Source organism: Piscinibacter gummiphilus (assembly GCF_002116905.1).
GTDB classification, from domain to species: domain Bacteria; phylum Pseudomonadota; class Gammaproteobacteria; order Burkholderiales; family Burkholderiaceae_C; genus Rhizobacter; species Rhizobacter gummiphilus.
This window is the reverse complement of record NZ_CP015118.1, coordinates 1,982,144-1,999,446: the sequence shown is the minus strand read 5'-3', so window position 1 is coordinate 1,999,446 and position 17,303 is coordinate 1,982,144. Positions and strand designations below refer to the sequence as shown.

The 17,303-nt window shown below is 71.3% G+C and carries 19 protein-coding genes; 8 read left to right on the top strand and 11 right to left on the bottom strand.

Annotation, left to right across the window (positions count from 1 at the left end; genetic code table 11):
* Positions 1-45: 45 nt before the first annotated feature.
* The 5 genes from eno to A4W93_RS09040 all read left to right on the top strand — a co-directional run bounded on the left by eno (position 46) and on the right by A4W93_RS09040 (position 4,220).
* The gene (gene eno, locus A4W93_RS09060) at positions 46-1,329 is read left to right on the top strand and encodes a phosphopyruvate hydratase (RefSeq protein ID WP_085750307.1); all 1,284 of its coding nucleotides are present in this window, start codon (positions 46-48) and stop codon (positions 1,327-1,329) included.
* A 27-nt stretch (positions 1,330-1,356) separates the two neighbouring features.
* Entirely contained in the window at positions 1,357-1,638 is a 282-nt protein-coding gene (gene ftsB, locus A4W93_RS09055) for a cell division protein FtsB (protein ID WP_085750306.1), read from the top strand.
* Positions 1,639-1,657: 19 nt separating this feature from the next.
* Positions 1,658-2,287 carry a nicotinamide riboside transporter PnuC gene (pnuC, locus tag A4W93_RS09050; protein WP_085750305.1) on the top strand — a complete coding sequence of 210 codons (630 nt, stop codon included), beginning with the start codon at positions 1,658-1,660 and terminating at the stop codon, positions 2,285-2,287.
* Positions 2,288-2,294: 7 nt separating this feature from the next.
* Positions 2,295-2,924 (top strand): AAA family ATPase, encoded by a 630-nt coding sequence (locus tag A4W93_RS09045; RefSeq protein WP_085750304.1) that lies wholly within the window; start codon positions 2,295-2,297, stop codon positions 2,922-2,924.
* A gap of 93 nt (positions 2,925-3,017) precedes the next feature.
* Positions 3,018-4,220 carry an MFS transporter gene (locus tag A4W93_RS09040; protein ID WP_085750303.1) on the top strand — a complete coding sequence of 401 codons (1,203 nt, stop codon included), beginning with the start codon at positions 3,018-3,020 and terminating at the stop codon, positions 4,218-4,220.
* On the opposite strand, the gene A4W93_RS09035 is transcribed toward A4W93_RS09040, so the two are convergent.
* A complete protein-coding gene (locus A4W93_RS09035; RefSeq protein ID WP_085750302.1) occupies positions 4,211-5,116 on the bottom strand; it encodes an oxygenase MpaB family protein in 906 nt (301 codons plus the stop codon). The two genes, A4W93_RS09040 and A4W93_RS09035, sit on opposite strands and share 10 nt — an antisense overlap.
* Before the next feature lie 69 nt (positions 5,117-5,185).
* Between A4W93_RS09035 and A4W93_RS09030 the strand changes: the two genes are divergently transcribed.
* Complete coding sequence (locus A4W93_RS09030; protein WP_169726525.1) at positions 5,186-7,336, top strand: capsule assembly Wzi family protein; 2,151 nt, start codon at positions 5,186-5,188, stop codon at positions 7,334-7,336.
* A gap of 6 nt (positions 7,337-7,342) precedes the next feature.
* Here the strand turns inward: A4W93_RS09030 and A4W93_RS09025 are convergent, their stop codons facing one another.
* The gene (locus A4W93_RS09025; protein ID WP_085754097.1) at positions 7,343-8,194 is read right to left on the bottom strand and encodes a LysR substrate-binding domain-containing protein; all 852 of its coding nucleotides are present in this window, start codon (positions 8,192-8,194) and stop codon (positions 7,343-7,345) included.
* An 88-nt stretch (positions 8,195-8,282) separates the two neighbouring features.
* On the opposite strand from A4W93_RS09025, the gene A4W93_RS09020 reads away from it, so the two are divergent.
* Positions 8,283-8,900 (top strand): LysE family translocator, encoded by a 618-nt coding sequence (locus A4W93_RS09020; protein ID WP_099959883.1) that lies wholly within the window; start codon positions 8,283-8,285, stop codon positions 8,898-8,900.
* Between the two features lie 3 nt (positions 8,901-8,903).
* Here the strand turns inward: A4W93_RS09020 and A4W93_RS09015 are convergent, their stop codons facing one another.
* From A4W93_RS09015 to A4W93_RS09005, 3 genes are read right to left on the bottom strand one after another with little or no spacing between them, the layout of a single operon-like run.
* A complete protein-coding gene (locus A4W93_RS09015) occupies positions 8,904-9,380 on the bottom strand; it encodes a CopD family protein (RefSeq protein ID WP_085750299.1) in 477 nt (158 codons plus the stop codon).
* A gap of 14 nt (positions 9,381-9,394) precedes the next feature.
* A complete protein-coding gene (gene hslO, locus A4W93_RS09010) occupies positions 9,395-10,354 on the bottom strand; it encodes an Hsp33 family molecular chaperone HslO (protein WP_085750298.1) in 960 nt (319 codons plus the stop codon).
* 4 nt (positions 10,355-10,358) lie between these two features.
* On the bottom strand, positions 10,359-10,883 hold the full coding sequence (locus A4W93_RS09005) for a gamma carbonic anhydrase family protein (protein WP_085750297.1): 525 nt from the start codon (positions 10,881-10,883) through the stop codon (positions 10,359-10,361).
* Positions 10,884-10,918: 35 nt separating this feature from the next.
* Between A4W93_RS09005 and A4W93_RS09000 the strand changes: the two genes are divergently transcribed.
* A complete protein-coding gene (locus tag A4W93_RS09000) occupies positions 10,919-11,710 on the top strand; it encodes a ferritin-like domain-containing protein (RefSeq protein ID WP_085750296.1) in 792 nt (263 codons plus the stop codon).
* Here the strand turns inward: A4W93_RS09000 and A4W93_RS08995 are convergent, their stop codons facing one another.
* From A4W93_RS08995 to A4W93_RS08970, 6 genes are read right to left on the bottom strand one after another with little or no spacing between them, the layout of a single operon-like run.
* Complete coding sequence (locus A4W93_RS08995) at positions 11,711-12,577, bottom strand: transglutaminase-like domain-containing protein (protein WP_157131620.1); 867 nt, start codon at positions 12,575-12,577, stop codon at positions 11,711-11,713.
* Positions 12,565-13,440 (bottom strand): rhodanese-like domain-containing protein, encoded by an 876-nt coding sequence (locus tag A4W93_RS08990; protein WP_085750294.1) that lies wholly within the window; start codon positions 13,438-13,440, stop codon positions 12,565-12,567. The genes A4W93_RS08995 and A4W93_RS08990 overlap by 13 nt, the downstream gene beginning before the upstream one ends.
* Positions 13,437-14,024: a type II secretion system protein gene (locus A4W93_RS08985; RefSeq protein ID WP_174694880.1), complete on the bottom strand. Its 588-nt coding sequence runs from the start codon at positions 14,022-14,024 to the stop codon at positions 13,437-13,439. Before A4W93_RS08985 ends, A4W93_RS08990 begins: the two co-directional genes overlap by 4 nt.
* Positions 14,011-14,388 carry a type II secretion system protein gene (locus A4W93_RS08980; protein ID WP_099960044.1) on the bottom strand — a complete coding sequence of 126 codons (378 nt, stop codon included), beginning with the start codon at positions 14,386-14,388 and terminating at the stop codon, positions 14,011-14,013. The genes A4W93_RS08985 and A4W93_RS08980 overlap by 14 nt, the downstream gene beginning before the upstream one ends.
* Positions 14,389-14,393: 5 nt before the next feature.
* Positions 14,394-14,885: a type II secretion system protein gene (locus tag A4W93_RS08975; RefSeq protein ID WP_085750292.1), complete on the bottom strand. Its 492-nt coding sequence runs from the start codon at positions 14,883-14,885 to the stop codon at positions 14,394-14,396.
* Positions 14,882-17,293 carry a cohesin domain-containing protein gene (locus tag A4W93_RS08970; protein WP_157131619.1) on the bottom strand — a complete coding sequence of 804 codons (2,412 nt, stop codon included), beginning with the start codon at positions 17,291-17,293 and terminating at the stop codon, positions 14,882-14,884. Before A4W93_RS08970 ends, A4W93_RS08975 begins: the two co-directional genes overlap by 4 nt.
* Positions 17,294-17,303: the final 10 nt, after the last annotated feature.

The following is a 17,303-nucleotide window of genomic DNA, read 5'->3' as shown; positions in this document are numbered from 1 at the left end:
GCCGCCCCGTTTTGCAAAACTAGACCAAAGCCAAAGGAACCAGGAATGAGTGCGATTGTTGACATTGTCGGTCGGGAGATCCTCGACAGCCGCGGCAACCCCACCGTCGAATGCGACGTGCTGCTCGAATCCGGCGTGATGGGCCGTGCGGCCGTGCCGTCGGGTGCCTCCACCGGTTCGCGCGAAGCCATCGAGCTGCGTGACGGCGACAAGGGCCGCTACCTCGGCAAGGGCGTGCTGCGCGCCGTCGAGCACGTGAACACCGAGATCAGCGAAGCCGTGCTGGGCCTCGACGCCTCCGAGCAGGCCTTCCTGGACCGCACCCTGATCGACCTCGACGGCACCGAGAACAAGAGCCGCCTGGGCGCCAACGCCACGCTGGCCGTCTCGATGGCCGTGGCCCGTGCCGCCGCGGAAGAAAGCGGCCTGCCGCTGTACCGCTACTTCGGCGGCTCCGGCGCCATGCAGCTGCCCGTGCCGATGATGAACGTCATCAACGGCGGCGCACACGCCAACAACAACCTCGACCTTCAAGAGCTGATGATCATCCCCGTGGGCGCCCCGACGTTCCGCGAAGCGATGCGCTACGGCGCCGAGGTGTTCCACGCGCTGAAGAAGATCATCCACGACAAGGGCATGAGCACCGCCGTGGGCGACGAGGGCGGTTTCGCCCCCAGCGTGGCCAGCCACGAAGCCGCCATCCAGCTGATCCTGGAAGCCATCGACAAGGCCGGCTACACCGCCGGCGAGCAGATCGCCCTGGGCCTCGACTGCGCGGCCAGCGAGTTCTACAAGGACGGCAAGTACGTGCTGAGCGGCGAAGGCCTGACGCTGTCGGCCCCCGAGTGGACCGACATCCTCGCCACCTGGGCCGACAAGTACCCGATCATCAGCATCGAAGACGGCATGCACGAAGGCGACTGGGACGGCTGGAAGCACCTGACCGAACGCCTCGGCAACAAGGTGCAGCTGGTCGGCGACGACCTGTTCGTCACCAACACCAAGATCCTGCGTGAAGGCATCGACAAGCGCATCGCCAACTCGATCCTCATCAAGATCAACCAGATCGGCACGCTGACCGAGACCTTCTCGGCCATCGAACTGGCCAAGCGCTCGAACTACACGGCCGTGATCAGCCACCGTTCGGGCGAGACGGAAGACTCGACCATCGCGGACATCGCCGTCGGCACCAACGCCGGCCAGATCAAGACCGGCTCGATGAGCCGTTCGGACCGCATGGCCAAGTACAACCAGCTGCTGCGCATCGAGGAAGACCTCGGCGACGTCGCCAGCTACCCCGGCCGCGCCGCGTTCTACAACCTGCGCTGATCCCGCACCGCCGAAAGCCCATCCTCCGTGCGACTCATCACCCTGGCACTGCTGGCCTTGCTGGCGCTCGTGCACGTCGAACTCTGGTTCGGCAAGGGTGGTGTTCCCCGGGTGATGGAGCTCCAGGCGAAGTTGTCGGCCCAGCAGGCCGACAACGACGCGGCCCACGCCCGCAACGACCAGCTGAGCGCCGAGGTGCGCGACTTCAAGGAAGGCCTGGAAATGGTCGAGGAGAAGGCGCGCTTCGAGCTCGGCATGATCAAGCCGGACGAGATCTACGTGCAGATCAGCCCGCCCAACAAGCGCTGATCCCCAGGCCCCCGCCCCGATGGACACCTTGCTGCAAGCCCTGCAGCCGCTGTTCGCGACGGCCCTCACCGTGTGGGGCGCGCCCGTCAGCTGGCTCGAATTGATCGGCTGCGTGCTCGCGATCGTGATGGTCGTGTTCAACATGCGCGTGAACCCGATCGCCTGGCCGCTGGCCATCGTCAGTTCGCTGCTCTTCTTCGCCCTCTTCTGGAACAGCGGCCTCTACGGCGAGGCCTCGCTGCAGATCGTCTTCGCCGTGCTGGCCGGCTGGGGCTGGTGGCAATGGCTCAACGGCCACCAGGACAACGGCGCCACGCTGCGCGTGCGCCACCTGCGCCCGTCGGCGCGCGTGAAGGCGGTCGTCGCGCTCGCGCTCGCGTGGCCCGCCACCGCGCTGTTCCTCGGCACCTTCACCAACTCCACGGTGCCGTGGTGGGACGCCTTCCCCACCGCCGCGAGCCTCGTCGGCCAGTGGCTGCTCGGCCGCAAGTACGTGGAGAACTGGCCCACCTGGGTGGCCGTCAACGTCGTCAGCGTGGGGCTGTTCGCGTACAAGGGCCTGTGGTTCACGACGGCGCTGTACCTCGTGTTCGTCGCCATGTCCTTCTCGGGCTGGCGCGCGTGGCGGCAGCTGGCGTCCGCGCGCTGACCCGGCCATGGCCCTGACCGTCGTGCTGCTCGGTGCGGAAAGCACCGGCAAGACCACCCTCGCCAACGAACTGGGCAGCGTGCTCTCCGCCGAGGGCCGCAAGGTCGCCGTGGTGCACGAATACCTGCGCGAGTTCTGCGAAGGCGCCGGCCGCACGCCCCGCCCCGACGAGCAGGCCGCCATCGCCGCCGAGCAGACCCGCCGCATCACCGCCGCGGCCCCCGGGCGCGACGTGGTGGTCGCCGACACCGCCGCCCTGATGGTGGCCGTCTACAGCGAACTGCTGTTCGCCGACACCTCGCTCTACCCCGACGCCCTCGACGCGCTGCGCGGCCAGCTCGTGCTCGTCACCGCGGTGGACCTGCCCTGGGTCTTCGACGGCCTGTTCCGCGACGGTCCGCACGTGCAGGAGCCCGTCAACCGCCTCGTGCGCCAGGCCCTGGTGCGCGGCGGTGTCGACCACGCCATCGTTTCCGGCCAGGGCCCGCAGCGGCTCGCCTCCGCCCTCGTCGCGGTGCGCCACGCGCTGGCCGAACCCGACGCGGAACGCGAACGCCGCGTGAACCCGCGCTGGCAGTGGAGCTGCGAGCGCTGCAGCGACGGTGAATGCGAGCGGCACATCCGCCTACCCCGCTGATTTCTCGCTGGTATCGATAACCTTTCACACCCGCGGCCTGCTGCGGTGCAGCACAATTCAGGGTAAACCCGCAATACCGCTCGACCCTGCCGCATGAACCCCGCCTCGCTCACCGCCACCGCCCCGCTGGACGCCCCCCACGACCGCGCGTCGTTCTGGCCTGCCGTGATCTCCCTCGGCGTCGGCGGTTTCGCCATCGGCACCGGCGAGTTCGTGATCATGGGCCTGCTGCCCGACGTGGCCACCGACCTCGGCGTGACGATCCCCCAGGCCGGCCACGTGATCAGCGCGTACGCGCTGGGCGTGGTGATCGGCGCGCCGCTGCTGGCCGTGCTGGCGGCGAACTGGTCGCGGCGGTCGCTGCTGGTGGCCCTGATGGCGCTGTTCGCCGTCGGCAACCTCGCGAGCGCGATGGCCCCAGGCTACCTGTCGCTCAACCTGCTGCGGTTCATCGCCGCCCTGCCCCACGGCACGTACTTCGGCGTGGCCGCGCTGGTGGCCGCCGCGCTCGCCCCACCCGAACGGCGCGCGAGCGCCGTGGGCCTGGTGATGTGCGGGCTGACCAGCGCGACGCTCGTGGGGGTGCCGCTGGCCGCCTGGCTCGGCCAGCACTTCGGCTGGCGCGCAGCCTTCGTGCTCGTGGGTGCCATCGCCGCGGTGGCCTGCGTGCTGATCTGGCGCAGCGTGCCGAAGATGCCCGCGGCCCATGGCGCGAGCCCCATGCGCGAGCTGGGCGCCCTCGCCCGCCCGCAGGTGTGGCTCACGCTCGGCATCGGCGCCATCGGCTTCGGCGGCATGTTCGCCGTGTTCAGCTACATCAAGCCGCTGCTGACCGAGGTCACCGGCCTCTCGGTGGCCGCCGTGCCGCTGGTGCTGAGCCTGTTCGGCCTCGGCATGTTCATCGGCAACCTCGTGGGCTCGCGCCTCGCCGACCGGTCGCTGAACCGCACCATCGGCGGCGTGCTGGTCTGGAACGCCATCGTGCTGGGCGCGGTGGTGCTCACCGCGCCGAACGTCGCGGCCATCTCGCTGAACGTGTTCTTCGTGGGCACCATCGTGGCCATCGCCCCGGCCCTGCAGATCCGCCTGATGGACGTGGCCGGCGATGCGCAGACCCTCGCCGCCGCGCTGAACCATTCGGCCTTCAACCTTGCCAACGCATTGGGCGCGTGGCTGGGCGGGGTGGCCATCAGCGCCGGCTTCGGCTGGACGTCCACCGGCTGGGTGGGGGCGCTGCTCGCCGTGGCGGGCATGGGTGTGTTCGCCGCGTCGCTGCGCACCGCCCGTCAACCGTAGAGGTGATCGTCCGGCAGGCCCAGCCGCCGGCAGGCCTGCACCGCCGGGTGGCTGCGCAGCACGAGGTGGTCCATCGCCGCCCCGACATGCCGCACCAGGCCTTCCTGCCACGGTGACAGCGTGGCGGCACTCGCCAGGTCCAGCCGGTCGCGCAGGCCGGCCGGCAGCACCATCACCGCGGCCGTGACCAGCAACCGCTGCATGGGCCGCAGCGCGGGTGGCAGTGCCGGCATCACCCGCACGATGCGCAGGAACTCGTGCAGCACGTCCGACGGCTCGAGCTGTGGCGCCATGCGCACCAGCAGCGCGGCCATGTCCGCTTCCGAGCTCGGCACGGACAGCGCGCCGTACAGACGCGCGGCCGGCTGGCCTTCCACGTAGAAGCGGTCGCGGTCCGGCAACGAGACCGGGTCCACGAAGCGGTGGTACGCCTCCAGGAAACCGAACGACGCCGTCGCATGCACCCAGTCGAGGAGCTTCGGGTCGGCGGCGCTGTAGGCCCGGCCGTCCGGCGCGACCCCGTTGACCTGTCCGTGCCGCCGCGTGACCCCGGCGATCAGCGCCTCGGTGCGTGAGCGCGGTCCGTACACGGTCATCATCGCCGCGTAGCCGGTGCGCCGCAGGCGCTCCACCGGCCGCTCGCGGAAGCTCGAATGCAGCCAGACGCCGCTGCGCACGCCAGGCTCGGCCAGTTCCAGCAGCACCGCTGCCACCCCGCCGATGAACACCGACACCGGGTTCTTGAACACGCGCCACGACACGGAGTCCGGTGCCGTCAGGGCGGCCTCGCCCTCGGGGAAACGGAAGTCGTCGGGGCCCGTCCCCTCGGGCTGCAGCAGCTTCGAAAGCCCCGCTTCGAAGGGTTGTCGCAGCAGGGACGGCAGGATTCGTGACATATTTCGCGGGATATGACCAGGGACAAGACAAAGGATGCGGCCCACCGCACCAACCCGACGGAGTGTGCCGTGCCTGCGGCGCCTCGGCCACCTTCATCGCGCCGCCCCGCGCCACGCTGGCAAGCCGGGCTCGCCGGCGGTCTGCTGCTCACGGCCACCGCGGCCTGGGCCGAGCCGTCCGTGCCGTGGACCCCCAGCGCGGCCGGACGCCACGCCATCGAACGGCTGGTCGACGAGGCGGGCCTCGGGCTCACCACCACGCACTGGCCGCTGCCGGCCGCGGCCGTCTCGCGGGCGCTCGACGCCCTGCCCGCCACGCTCCCCGAGCCGCTCGACGCGGCGCGCACCCGCGTGCGCCAGGAACTGCAGGCCCGCCGCGGCAGCCAGGGCACGCTGACCGTCCGCGGCCACCGCGATGCCCTCGCGGGCTACGGCGAGGATGCGACGCCCGGCAGCTCCGCCAGTTGGCGCAGCCCGGAACTGGTCGGCGGCACCGTGGCCGCCCAGGTGGGCGGACGCATCGACGTGCCGGCCGATGTCGACCGGAGCGGCGCGCAGTTCCGCTTCGACGACACCGCCCTCGTCGCCGAGGCCCTCGGGCTGCAATTGCAGGCCTGGGTGCACCGAAGCTGGTGGGGACCCGGCTGGCAATCGTCGCTGGCACTCGGGAACAATGCGCCTGCGCTCGAGGCCGTGGGGCTGCAGCGGGCCGCGGCCGGCGTCTCGGAGTCACGCTGGCTGTCGTGGATGGGGCCATGGAACTTCGAAGGGTTCGTCGCCCGCACCGACGACCTGAGCCAGCCGGTTCATCCCTACCTGATCGGCACGCGCCTCACGCTGCGCCCCTTCCGCCAGTTCGAGGTCGGGCTCACGAAGATGGCCCAGTGGGGTGGCGAAGGCCGGCCCCAGAGCCTGCGCAGCTTCCTCGACACGTTCACCGGCGCCAACAGCAACCCGGACACGCCTGCCGAGCAGCAGATCGACCCGGCGAACACCCTGGCCGGCTTCGATGTCCGCCTCGGCTGCCCGTGGGGCTGGCGGTGCAGCCTGTACGCGCAGGTGATGGGCGAGGACGAGGCCGGGCACATGCCGTCGCGCCACCTCGGCCTGTACGGCCTCACGTACTGGACGGCGGACGGCGACCACCGCCTGTTCGCCGAGTACGCCGAGACCGGCTGCAACACCCCGGTCGCCCAGCCCGCCGCACGCGGCTGCGCGTACCGGAACCACAGCTACCCGCAGGGCTACACGACGGAGCAGCGCTGGCTCGGCGCCAGCATGGGCCCCGACTCCCGGGTGATCACGCTCGGCTGGATCGACGCGGCCCGCGATGGCGCATTCAAGCTGCACTGGGGTTCCATCGGGTCGCGCATCGGCACGTCGAGCCTGCTCACCGACGACCCGCGGTACGCAGGGCGGATGGTGGGGGTGTCCGCGCGCCGGGCCTACCCCGTCGCGGGCGTCACCGTCACGCCCGAACTCGACTGGACGCGCGTGTCGGCGGCCACAGGCACGCGCAACGACACCCGCGTCGGCGTGAGCCTGCGGGCGGGGCTGGACGCGCCGTCCACCGGTTCTGCGGGCGCGGCGTGGTCCCGCCTTTCGCCACTCGACCAGGCGCTGTGGGGAGCCGGCCTGCTCGCCGGCGCCGCCCTGCTCGACCACACGCTGGACGACGCGGCACAGCGCCACGGCGGCAGCCCGTCGGCCCAAGCCGTGCGCCGCTTCGGCAACGCACTGCCCTTCCTGGCCGTGGGCGCGGCCGGCGCCACCTGGCTCGGCGAACACGGCACGGTCGCGGGCGACGTGGCGCGCAGCGCGGTCACCGCGTCGGTCACCGCCGCGGTGGCGGCCCAGGGACTCAAGTACGTGGTGGACCGCTCCCGTCCGAGCGAGAACCGCGGCGCCTCCGACTTCGGCCACGGGAACCGGGGCGACAGCTCGTTCCCGTCGGTGCACGCGGCCGTCGCCTGGGCCGCGGTCACGCCGTTCGCGCGGCAGTACGACGCCACGTGGCTCTACGGCGCGGCCGCGCTCACCAACGCGGCCCGCGTGATCGGCCGCGACCACTGGTTCTCCGACACGGTGGCCGGCTCGCTGCTCGGCTACGGCCTCGGCAGCTGGTTCCACCAGCGCGCCGTGCGCGGGGGCGATGCCGGTACGCAGGCGCAGGTGTTCATCGGGAACCGGTCGGTCGCGGTGCAGGTGCCCTTCCGCTGAGGCCCCTCAGCGCATCGACTCGCGCAGCCACGCGAGAAAGCGGGCGCGCCGCGGGTCCGCATCGAACGGCTCCAGCGACAGCATCACATAGGCCGAGCCGTCCGCCACGAACCCGAACGGCGCGACGAGCCGGCCCTCGCGCACGTCGTCGGCCACCATCCACTCGGACCCGATGGCCACCCCGAGCCCGGCGGCCGCGGCCTGCAGGCTCAGGTAGAAGTGCTCGAAGTGCGCGGCGCCGGCGCGGGTCACCGCCCCCTTCGCCATCCGGTTCCAATGGGACCACGCCGCAGGGCGGGTGCGCGAATGCAGCAGCGTCACCGGGCCGCCCTTCTTCAGCACCTTCGCGAGCGCCGGCGAACACACCGGCCCCACGCGCTCCGGCGCGATGGCCTCGGCATGGCAACGCGCGTCCCAATGGAAATCGTCGCGGCGCAGCGCCACGTCGACGCGGTCGCGTTCGAAGTCGACCGGCCCGCCGGCGGCCAGCAGGTGCACCTCCTGGCCGGGATGCATCGCGCGGAACGCGGGCAACCGGGGGATCAGCCAGCGCATCGCGAGCGTGGGCTCGCACGACACGACCAGCGGCGAGGCCGTCACGGGCGCGCGGATGCGCCGCACCGCCTCGCCCAGCACGCCCATCGCCTCGCCACAGGCCTCCAGCAGTGCCGTGCCTTGCGGCGTGCGGAAGACCGCGCGGTTGCGGCGCTCGAACAGCGCGACACCCAGCGCATCCTCGAGCTGCCTGACCTGGCGGCTCACGGCGCCATGGGTCACGTGGAGTTCGTCGGCGGCCCGCACGAAGCTCTGCAGCCGCGCCGCCGCCTCGAACGCACGCAGCGTGTTGAGCGGGGGCATCCGGCCGTCGAACGGTGACTTTTCTTCACGCATCAGCGTGAGCATATCTCGATATTCACGAGATGGCATCGCCGGAAGAATGTGTGCCATGAACTCACACAGCCACGAACTGCTCGCCGTCGCCACGCTCACCATCCTCGCGGTGGTCAGCCCCGGCGCCGACTTCGCGATGGTCACGCGCAACAGCCTGCTTCATGGCCGGCGCGCCGGGTTGCTGTCGGCCCTCGGCGTGGCCGCCGGCGTTCAGCTGCACGTGCTCTACACGATGCTCGGCGTGGGCCTGCTGCTGCGCAACGCGCCCGAGTGGCTGGGCGTCATCCGCCTCGCCGGTGCCGCCTACCTCGTGGTGGTGGGATGGACGACCTTCCGCGCGGGACCGGCCCGCGAGGGCGCCCTGGCCGCCTCCGCAGGGCTCGGCCCCTGGGCCGCATGGCGCATGGGCTTCCTCACGAATGCGCTGAACCCGAAGACCACGCTGTTCGTCGTCAGCGTCTACACGCAGGTGGTCTCCGCCGGCACCCCGCTGTGGCAGCAGGCCGCGTACGGCGGTTTCATGTCGGTGGCCCACCTCGTGTGGTTCGCCACGGTGACGTTCCTGTTCTCGGAGCCGCGCCTGCGCGCCCGGTTGATGGCCCGGCAGCAGGGCGTCAACCGCGCGATCGGCGGCGTGCTGGTCGGGCTCGGGGTCTGGCTGGCCGTGGGCTGAAACTCAGGTCGCCGTGCCCATCAGCGTGACCAGCACGATCACGATGCCGATGGTCAGGTTGATCGCCACCCACCCGCGGATGGACGCGAGGGCCTCGCCACCGGCCGGCCAGTCGGAGGCGGCCACCGCGCGGCGCAGCCGTGGGTAGAGGGCGAAGCGGATGTGGCCGAAGATCAGCATCATCACGACGCCGAGGCCCATCATCACGTGCCACTCGAGCGGCATGTTGAACGGCCCGCCCGTGGCCTTCGTGGTGGAGGCCACCCGCCACACCATCCACCCGCCGCTCGCGAGGATCAGCACGATGGCCACGGCCACCGCCTGGAAGAAGCGGCCGAGCGCCAGGGTCATGAGCGGCAGGCGCTGCGGCGGCGCGAGCGTCATCGCCGCAGGCCGCAGGCAGAAGTGGGCGAAGAACATGCCCCCGATCCACACCACCACGGACACCAGGTGGACCGTCTTCAGCAGGGCATAGGCCATCGCGGGATCTTTCGTCAGTTGAGGGCGGTGGAACCCGGCGGCTGGTCGCGCGCCGGGATGAAGAGTTCGTCGGCGTCGATGGGGTCGAAGAGGTACTGCCGGCCGCAGAAGTCGCAGCCCACCTCCACCTTGCCCTGCTCGGTCAGGATGCCGTCGACCTCGTCCTGGCCCAGGTTGCGCAGCATGTCGGCCACGCGCTCGCGCGAGCAGGTGCACGCAAAGCGCGGCATCGTGGGCTCGAAGCGGCGCACGTCCTCTTCCCAGAACAGGCGGCGCAGCACGGTCTCGGCGTCGAGCGTCAGCAGCTCCTCGCTCGTGAGCGTGGCGGCCAGGTGGGCGATGCGGTTGTAGGCTTCGTTGAGGCCGATCTCGTCCTCGTTGCGCTGGCCCTCCAGGTTGCGCGAGCCCTCGACCGGCAGGCGCTGGATCAGCAGGCCCGCAGCGATGTTGTCGTCGGCCGCGAGGATCAGCTTCGTGTCGAGCTGCTCGGACTGCAGCATGTAGTGCTCGAGCACCTCGCTCAGGCGCTGCAGCGGCTCGCGGTGGTCGCCGTGCAGCGCCACCACGCCCTGGTACGGCTGCTGGCCGGGCACGCGGCCCTGCGGGTCCAGCGTGATGGCGCAGCGGCCGTGTCCACGCACGTTGACGAGGCCTTCGAGCTGCGCATCCTCGGGCACGTCGCCCACCACCTTCGCGGTCACGCGGAAGGCGAGGTCACTCTGCACCTCGGCCACGGCGAGCTTCACGGGCCCGTCGCCATGGACCTGCAGCACCAGCGCGCCGTTGAAATTGATGTTGGACTGCATCAGCACGCCGGCCGCGGCCATCTCGCCCATCAGCTGCCGCACCGGCCGGGGAAACGCGTCGCCCGCTTCGGCGCGGCGCTGGAGCACTTCCTGCCAGCCTTCCGTGAGGCGCACCAGCATGCCGCGCACCGGCAGGCCTTCGAACAGGAACTTGTGCAACTCGCTCATGAAATCAACCGATCTTCTTCAGGCCCGACGCGAAGCGGCGGGCGTTCAACACATAGTGGGAGGTGCCGCGGTGCATGCCCGCGATCTGCTCCGGCGTCATCGTGCGCACCACCTTCGCGGGCGACCCCATGATCAACGATCCGTCGGGGAACTCCTTGCCCTCGGTGACCAGCGCGCCGGCCCCGACCAGACAGTTGCGGCCGATCTTCGCGCCATTCAAGACCACCGCCTGGATGCCGATCAGCGACCCGTCGCCGATGGTGCAGCCGTGCAGCATGACCTGGTGGCCCACGGTCACGTCGTCGCCGATCACGAGGGGCACGCCGTGGTCCGCATGCAGCACGGAGCCATCCTGGATGTTCGAGTTGCGGCCGACGGTGAGCCGGTCGGTGTCGCCCCGCAGCACGGCGCCGAACCACACGCTGCTGTTTTCCGCGAGCGTGACGGCCCCGATCACCTGGGCGCTGTCGGCCACCCACGCGGTGGGGTCGATGTCGGGCGTCACGTCGTCCAGCTGGTAGATGGCCATGGTCCGTTCCGGAAGCAAAAGCCATAATTCTAGGGATGAACCCGCGCGAGCGTGCCCTGAGGGTACTGACCCTGACCGATCCTGCCGAAAAGGCGCTGCAGGCGCGCGCGCTCTTCGACACGCTGGACCCTGCCACCGTCGACCCCGCACCGGTGTTCGCCGACCCTGGCGACCTGCCCGGCCGCCCCGCGCGGCCGGTGCTCAAGACCGCTCGCGAGGTGCCCTCGCGCAGCCCGTTCACCCCCGAGGGCCGGGCCGCGCTGATCCACTCCATCGCCCACATCGAGTTCAACGCGATCAACCTCGCCCTCGACGCGGCCTTCCGCTTCGCGGACATGCCCCGCGAGTTCTACGTCGACTGGCTGCGGGTGGCGAGCGAGGAGGCGTACCACTTCTCGCTGCTGCGCGAGCACCTGCAGTCGCTCGGCCACGACTACGGCGACTTCGACGCCCACGACGGCCTGTGGCAGATGACCCAGCGCACGGCGCATGACGCCACCGCCCGCATGGCCCTCGTGCCGCGCACGCTGGAGGCCCGCGGCCTCGACGCCACGCCGCCGCTGCAGGCCAAGTTCGCGAAGGCGGGCGACGCACGCGCCGTGGAGATCCTGACCATCATCCTGCGGGACGAGGTGGGGCATGTCGCCATCGGCAACCACTGGTACCGCTGGCTGTGCCGCCGTGACGGCCTCGACCCGATCGCCCACTACGCGGTGCTGGCCGCGCGGCACGAGGCGCCGAAGCTGCGGCCGCCGTTCAACGTCGAGGCGCGGGCCGCCGCCGGGTTCAGCCCGGAGGAGATCGCGTTCCTCACCGCGCCGGCCTGATCAGGCCGGACGCACGTCCATCTCTCCGCGCACCGCGTAGCGGTGGGCGAGCCCGACAGGGTTGAGCACGGCGTCGCGGTAGATGCGGAACGCCACGTACTGGTCGGCGGGCCGCAGCCAGCGTTCCTTCTGCGCGTCGACGAGGTTCCACCGCCCGTCGAAGTGCAGCTCGGCCCAGTTGTGATAGTCCGCGGCGCGCAGCACGGCGTTGCGGTCCGTGTCGTGCCCTCCCACCATGCGAGCCGGGATGCCGTTGGCCCGCGCGAGGGCCGTGACGAGGTAGGCGTACTCGGTGCAGTCGCCACGGCGGCGGGCCAGCGCGTCCGCCGCGCCGCGGTCTTCCGGCACGTAGCCGGCGTACTCGAGGTGGCCGCGCACCCAGTCGTACACCGCGCGGGCCGTCTCGGCCGGCGTGGTCCGCCGCAGACCGGCGGCCAGCGCCCGCACCGCGGGGTCGTCGACCTCGATGAAGCGCTCGCCGCGAAGCCAGGGCGCGGGGTCGGTGAGCGGGGTCTCCCGCGGCAGGTCCTGCAGCGTGAGGTCCGCGGTGACCGACACCACGCGGCGCCCCAGGGCCGGCAGGTGCGGCACACGCACCTCGACGACGGCGTGGCCCAGCGCGTCGCGCGTGAGCGTCCACGGCACGGACAGGCGCACCGCATCGAGGGTCTGCACCGGGGTTTCGGCCGCCGGCACGTAGAGCCACACGGCCTGGTCCGCGAGGTCGCGCGACAGCGGGTTGACGAGCTCGAAGCTCCATCGCAACTGGCGTTGCACCGCCTCCCCCGCCCGCGCGGGCGGCGAGAGCACCCACGCGAAGGCGGCCGGCAACACTCGCAGGCAGGTGCGGCGGTTCACAGCCCGCATGCCGGCTTGCGCGGGCCGCGCGCCTGCGCCGCCCAAACCGTCTTCTGCTGCACCATCTGGCGCAGGTAGGTCGAATCGTTCCCCGTGTAGACCAGCACGGGCACCGGATGGAGCGCCTCGCGCAGGCGCTGCACCGCATCGTCCCCGTCCTCCGGCGCGGCGGCCAGCACCACGGCCGACAGGTGCGCGGCCTTGTGGTCACGCCGCCAGCGTTTCACGGCCGCGCGCGCGGCATCGGGCGTCAGCGCCGGCAACTCGACGGCCTCGGGCAGCGGTTTGCGCAGGCCGGCCTGCCGCGCCGACACCAGCACGACGTTGCCGTCGAACTGGCTTTCGGCCCACAGTTCCGCCGCGGTCAGGGACCAGGACGGCACCTCGCCAGCGCGGACCGCCACCGGCCAGTTGGGCACGCCGCCCTGCAAAACGCGCACGCGGGCGAAGCCCTGCGCGAGCAGCGCGCCGCAGGCCTCGTACAGCTCGCGCTCCATCCGGCCGCTGCCGAGCAGCACCACGGTCTTGTCCTGCAGGAAGGCCTTGGTGCGCACGGCCGACAGCGGCATCGTCATGGTCGCGAGGCCCTCCGGCAGCGGCGCGGGCGAGGCGCGCACGTCGACCAGCACGGTGCGCGGGTCGCCGCGCAACGCGTCGAGCTGCGAGGGCGTCACGGCGCACGCCGCATCGCGGCGCGCCGCGGCCGCAGGAGACGTCCCGGCCGCGCCCGCCACCACGTCCTCGCGCTTGCACACCGACGACGCCGGGTTGATGCCCTTGAGCGCCTCGGGCATGGTGCCCCCCGGCGCGACACCGGCCCACGCCGGCACGGCCGCCAGCGCGCAGAGCCACGCCACCAGCTCGCGCCTCATGGCTTCAGCCCCAGCGCACCACTGGCGGACAGCCCGGGCCACGGCGTGCCCGCCGAGGCGGCCAGGCCCGGCACCGGAGACGACGCCCCCGGCAGTGCGGGATCGGCCGCGCCCCGCTGCATCAGGTCGGAGGGATAGGTGAATTTCCATTCGTGGTACGCCTGCTTGCCGGCAAAGCCGGCGTCCTCGGCCTCGAAGGCCCCTTGCTTGATCGGAACGGCGTCGGACCGCGAATGCACGCCGACCACACGCCCCGCCACGCGCACGAGCACCCAGTCCGGCTTGCCGGTCATCGGGTCGACGAACACCTTGCGCAGGTGCCGGCGACCGCCACTGACCCGCTTGTCGAACAGCAGGTCCTCGAGGCTCGCGGGGTACTCGCGGCGCCCCATCGGCATCGCCTCGTGGTAGCGCGCGATCGCGACGCGGAACTGGCGGCCGATGGCGAGCAGCTCCGCCTCGCGGTCCCTTCGCGCCGAGGTCGAATGGATCTCCCACGCGAAGCCCACGCTCATGCCGAGCAGCGCCACGAGCAGCAGCACCCAGAGGTACGAGAAGCCGCGCTGGCGGCTACAGCGTGTCATACCGCCGGCCATCCTTCATCTGGCCCTGGGCGCCGCTGCGCACGTCGCCCACGCCGGTGCTGCCCGCTTCGCGGGGCGGCACCATCACCCAGGTGGCGGCGGATTCGGTGACCGGGTCGGCGGGCACCGCGCGCAGGTACTTCGCCTCCACCAGCTCGTCCAGCGTCTCCGGGTAGCGGCCGGTGTCGGCGCGGAACTTGTCGAGGGTCGTGCGCAGCACGTGCAGGTTCTCCTGCAGCGCCACCTCCTTCGAGCGGTTGAGCGAGCCGAAGTAGCGCGGCACCGCGATGGTCAGCAACAGCGCGATGATCGACATCACGACCAGCAGCTCGATCAGCGTGAACCCGCGGGAGCGTCGAACCATCGCGGTCACCATTGCCGGTAGGGCACGTTGTTGAGCCCCGCGCCGTCCGCGCGCGAGAACACGTCGAACACGTCCGCGCCCTCCTGCGGGTCGTCGGGCGGTGAGGCGTAGCTGCGCAGGCCCCACGTGGCCGAGGCCTTGGCCTGCAGATCCGTGTGCATCGGATCACGCGGCAGGCTGCGGAGGAAATACAGCTTCTGCTTGACCGGACTGCGCTGGTCCGGCACGCCCTCGACCAGCTCGTCGAGGGTCTTCGGATAGCCGCTGTCGCCGATCTTCTGCTGGATGCGCCCCTGGTCCGACGCCCGCTTGTAGGCGTCGAGCCCGTCGCGGATCTGGATCAGCGCGCGGCGCAGGTCGCGCTCCTTCTCGCGCCGCGCGTTGATCTCCACCAGCGGCACGGCCACCATCACGAGCACGGCCATGATCGCGAGCGTCATCATCAGCTCGACGAACGTGAAGCCGCGCACGCGGTGGAAGCGGGCCGCTCGGGTCATGGCGTGATGCGCACGAGCCGTTCCACCGGCAGCGCCACCGGTGCGGCCGGCGCGGGCTCCGGCGAGGCCGACAGCAGCTGGATGCGGGCGCCCGGTCCTGTGGTGGGCTTGAGCGCCTTGAAGGTGACCATCACGACGGCCCCCGAGCCGTTCACGCCGGCGTCCGCGCCCGAGGGGTTCTGGCGCACCGCGGCCACGAACACCTTGCCCTGGGCCGCGTCGACCCGGTGGCTGAACTGCACCGCGCCGTTGCCCTGCTTGAAGAACCCGCCCTCCTGCACCTGGGCCACCTGCAGCACCTGGGGATCGAAGCCGATCAGCATCGGCAAGCCGCGCAGCGCGGCCTGGCTGTTGACCTGCAGCACGGCGGTGAACTGCTCGCCCGCCTTGACCTCGGCCGGGGATTGCCACACGAGCGCCGGGGCGGGACCGCTGCCGGCGGCCGGGGCCGCCGCCGCGGGGGCCACGGCCGCCTTCGGCGCGGGCGCCGCGGTGGCCGGAGCCGGCGTGCCCGCCACGGCAGGCGTGGCGGCCGCGGGCGCGCGGGCCGCGCCGGACGCCGCGGGGTCCACCGGCTCCACGACGCTCAGCCGCAGCGACTCCGCGCCGATGCTGGTTTCCGTGCCGGACTCGAACTCCGCCTCGAACAGGTCCGGCCGGCGGTTGGACCGCACCACGCGCGGCGTGATGGACAGCAGGATCTCGCTGCGCTGCGTGTCGTCCTTCTGGCTGCCGAACAGGCGGCCGAGCACCGGCATCTCGCCCAGGCCCGGCACCTTGTTGGCCGTGCGCCGGTCCTCGTCGCTGATCAGACCGGCGAGCACCTGGGTCTCGCCGTCCTTGAGCCGCAGCACGGTGTTCGCGCCGCGCGTGCCGATCTGGTACGCCAGGGTCCCCGACTTGCTGACCACCTCGCGCACGAGGGTCGAGACCTCCAGGTTGACCTTGATGGCGACCTCGGCGTCGAGGTAGATCATGGGCTCCACCTCGAGCTTCAGGCCCACGTCGATGTAGTTGACCGTCTCGGAGATGTAGCTGGCGTTCGTGGCCGGCGACGTGGTGGTGGTGATGATGGGGACACGGTCGCCGATCAGCACCTTGGCCTTGTCCTTGTTGCGCACGCGGATGCGCGGGTTGGCCAGCACGTTGGCGTCCTGGTCTTCCTTGCGCGCGTTGATGATCATGTTGCCCACGCCCACCTGCGTCGTGGCCGCGGTGAGGTTGCGCAGCGCCTCGAGCGTCAGCGGGCTGCCGGCCGCCACCAGCGGCGACAGGGTCATCTGGCTCGGCCACTGCACGCCCAGCTCGAGCAGGCGCGAGCGCTTCACCTCGAGCACCTCCACCTCCAGCATCACCTCGGGGTCGCTCAGGTCCTGCAGCGCGACGATGCGCTCGGCCATGCGGATCGCCTCCGGCGTGTCGCGCATGATGAGGATGCCGAGCCGTTCGTCGATCGCCATGTCCTTCGTCTTGACGATGGTCTTGATCGTGTTCGACACCGCCTTCACGTCGGCGTTGGTCAGGTAGAACGTGCGCACCGACAGCGTCTGGTACTCCTTGAGCTTCTGCGGCGTGCCGGGGTAGATCAGGATCGCGTTGTCGTTGAGCACCTTCTGCTCGAGCTGGTTCGTCACCAGCACGAGGCGCACGGCATCCTCGATCGACGTGTTCTTCGCGAGGATGGTCACCTTGATGTCGGGGCGCAGGTCCTTGTCGAAGTAGAAGTTCAGGCCCGAGACCTTCGCGATCACGTCGAACACCGACTTGAGCGGCGCGTCGCGGAACTCGAGCGTGATGGGCTTGCGGTACGTGGCGGCCAGCTGCACGCCGGGGCGCCGCTGGCGCGAGCGCACTTCGTCGATGCGCGCCTTGAGCTGCGACGCATCCTTCCGCGAAGGGTCCTCCACGAGCACCGTGCGCAGCTTGGCGTCGGCCTCGGCGAGGTCGGGGGCGCCGCCCCGCTTGAACGCGGCGTCGGCCTCGCTCACCGCCAGGCGGTGGCGGCGTTCCATCACGACGTTGTCGAGGCCCTGCTTCGCCATCGCGTTGTGCGGGTCGAGCTGGCGCGCCTGGCCATAGGCCTTCTCGGCGTCCGTGATGCGCCCTTCATGGAGCGCCAGCTCGCCCGACGACACCAGTCGGCTCACGGCGAGTGCGCGCTGGTTCGCGAGCGCGATGCGGTATTCGGCGTTGCGCGGCTGCGCCGCCACCGCCTCCTCCAGCTTGACGAGCGCCTGCTCCGTCTTGCCCTCGCGGATCAAGGCCTGCCCGTCGCGGTAGGCCTCGGCCCCGGCGCAACCGGCCAGCGCTGCGGCCGCCATCAGCACGGCGCAGGCCGCACCGCACCGTGCGCGTGCGAAGTGGGAGAAGGTCGCCGCCTGGAGGCCGGCCGGCCGGAAAAACTTCATGTGTGCGTTC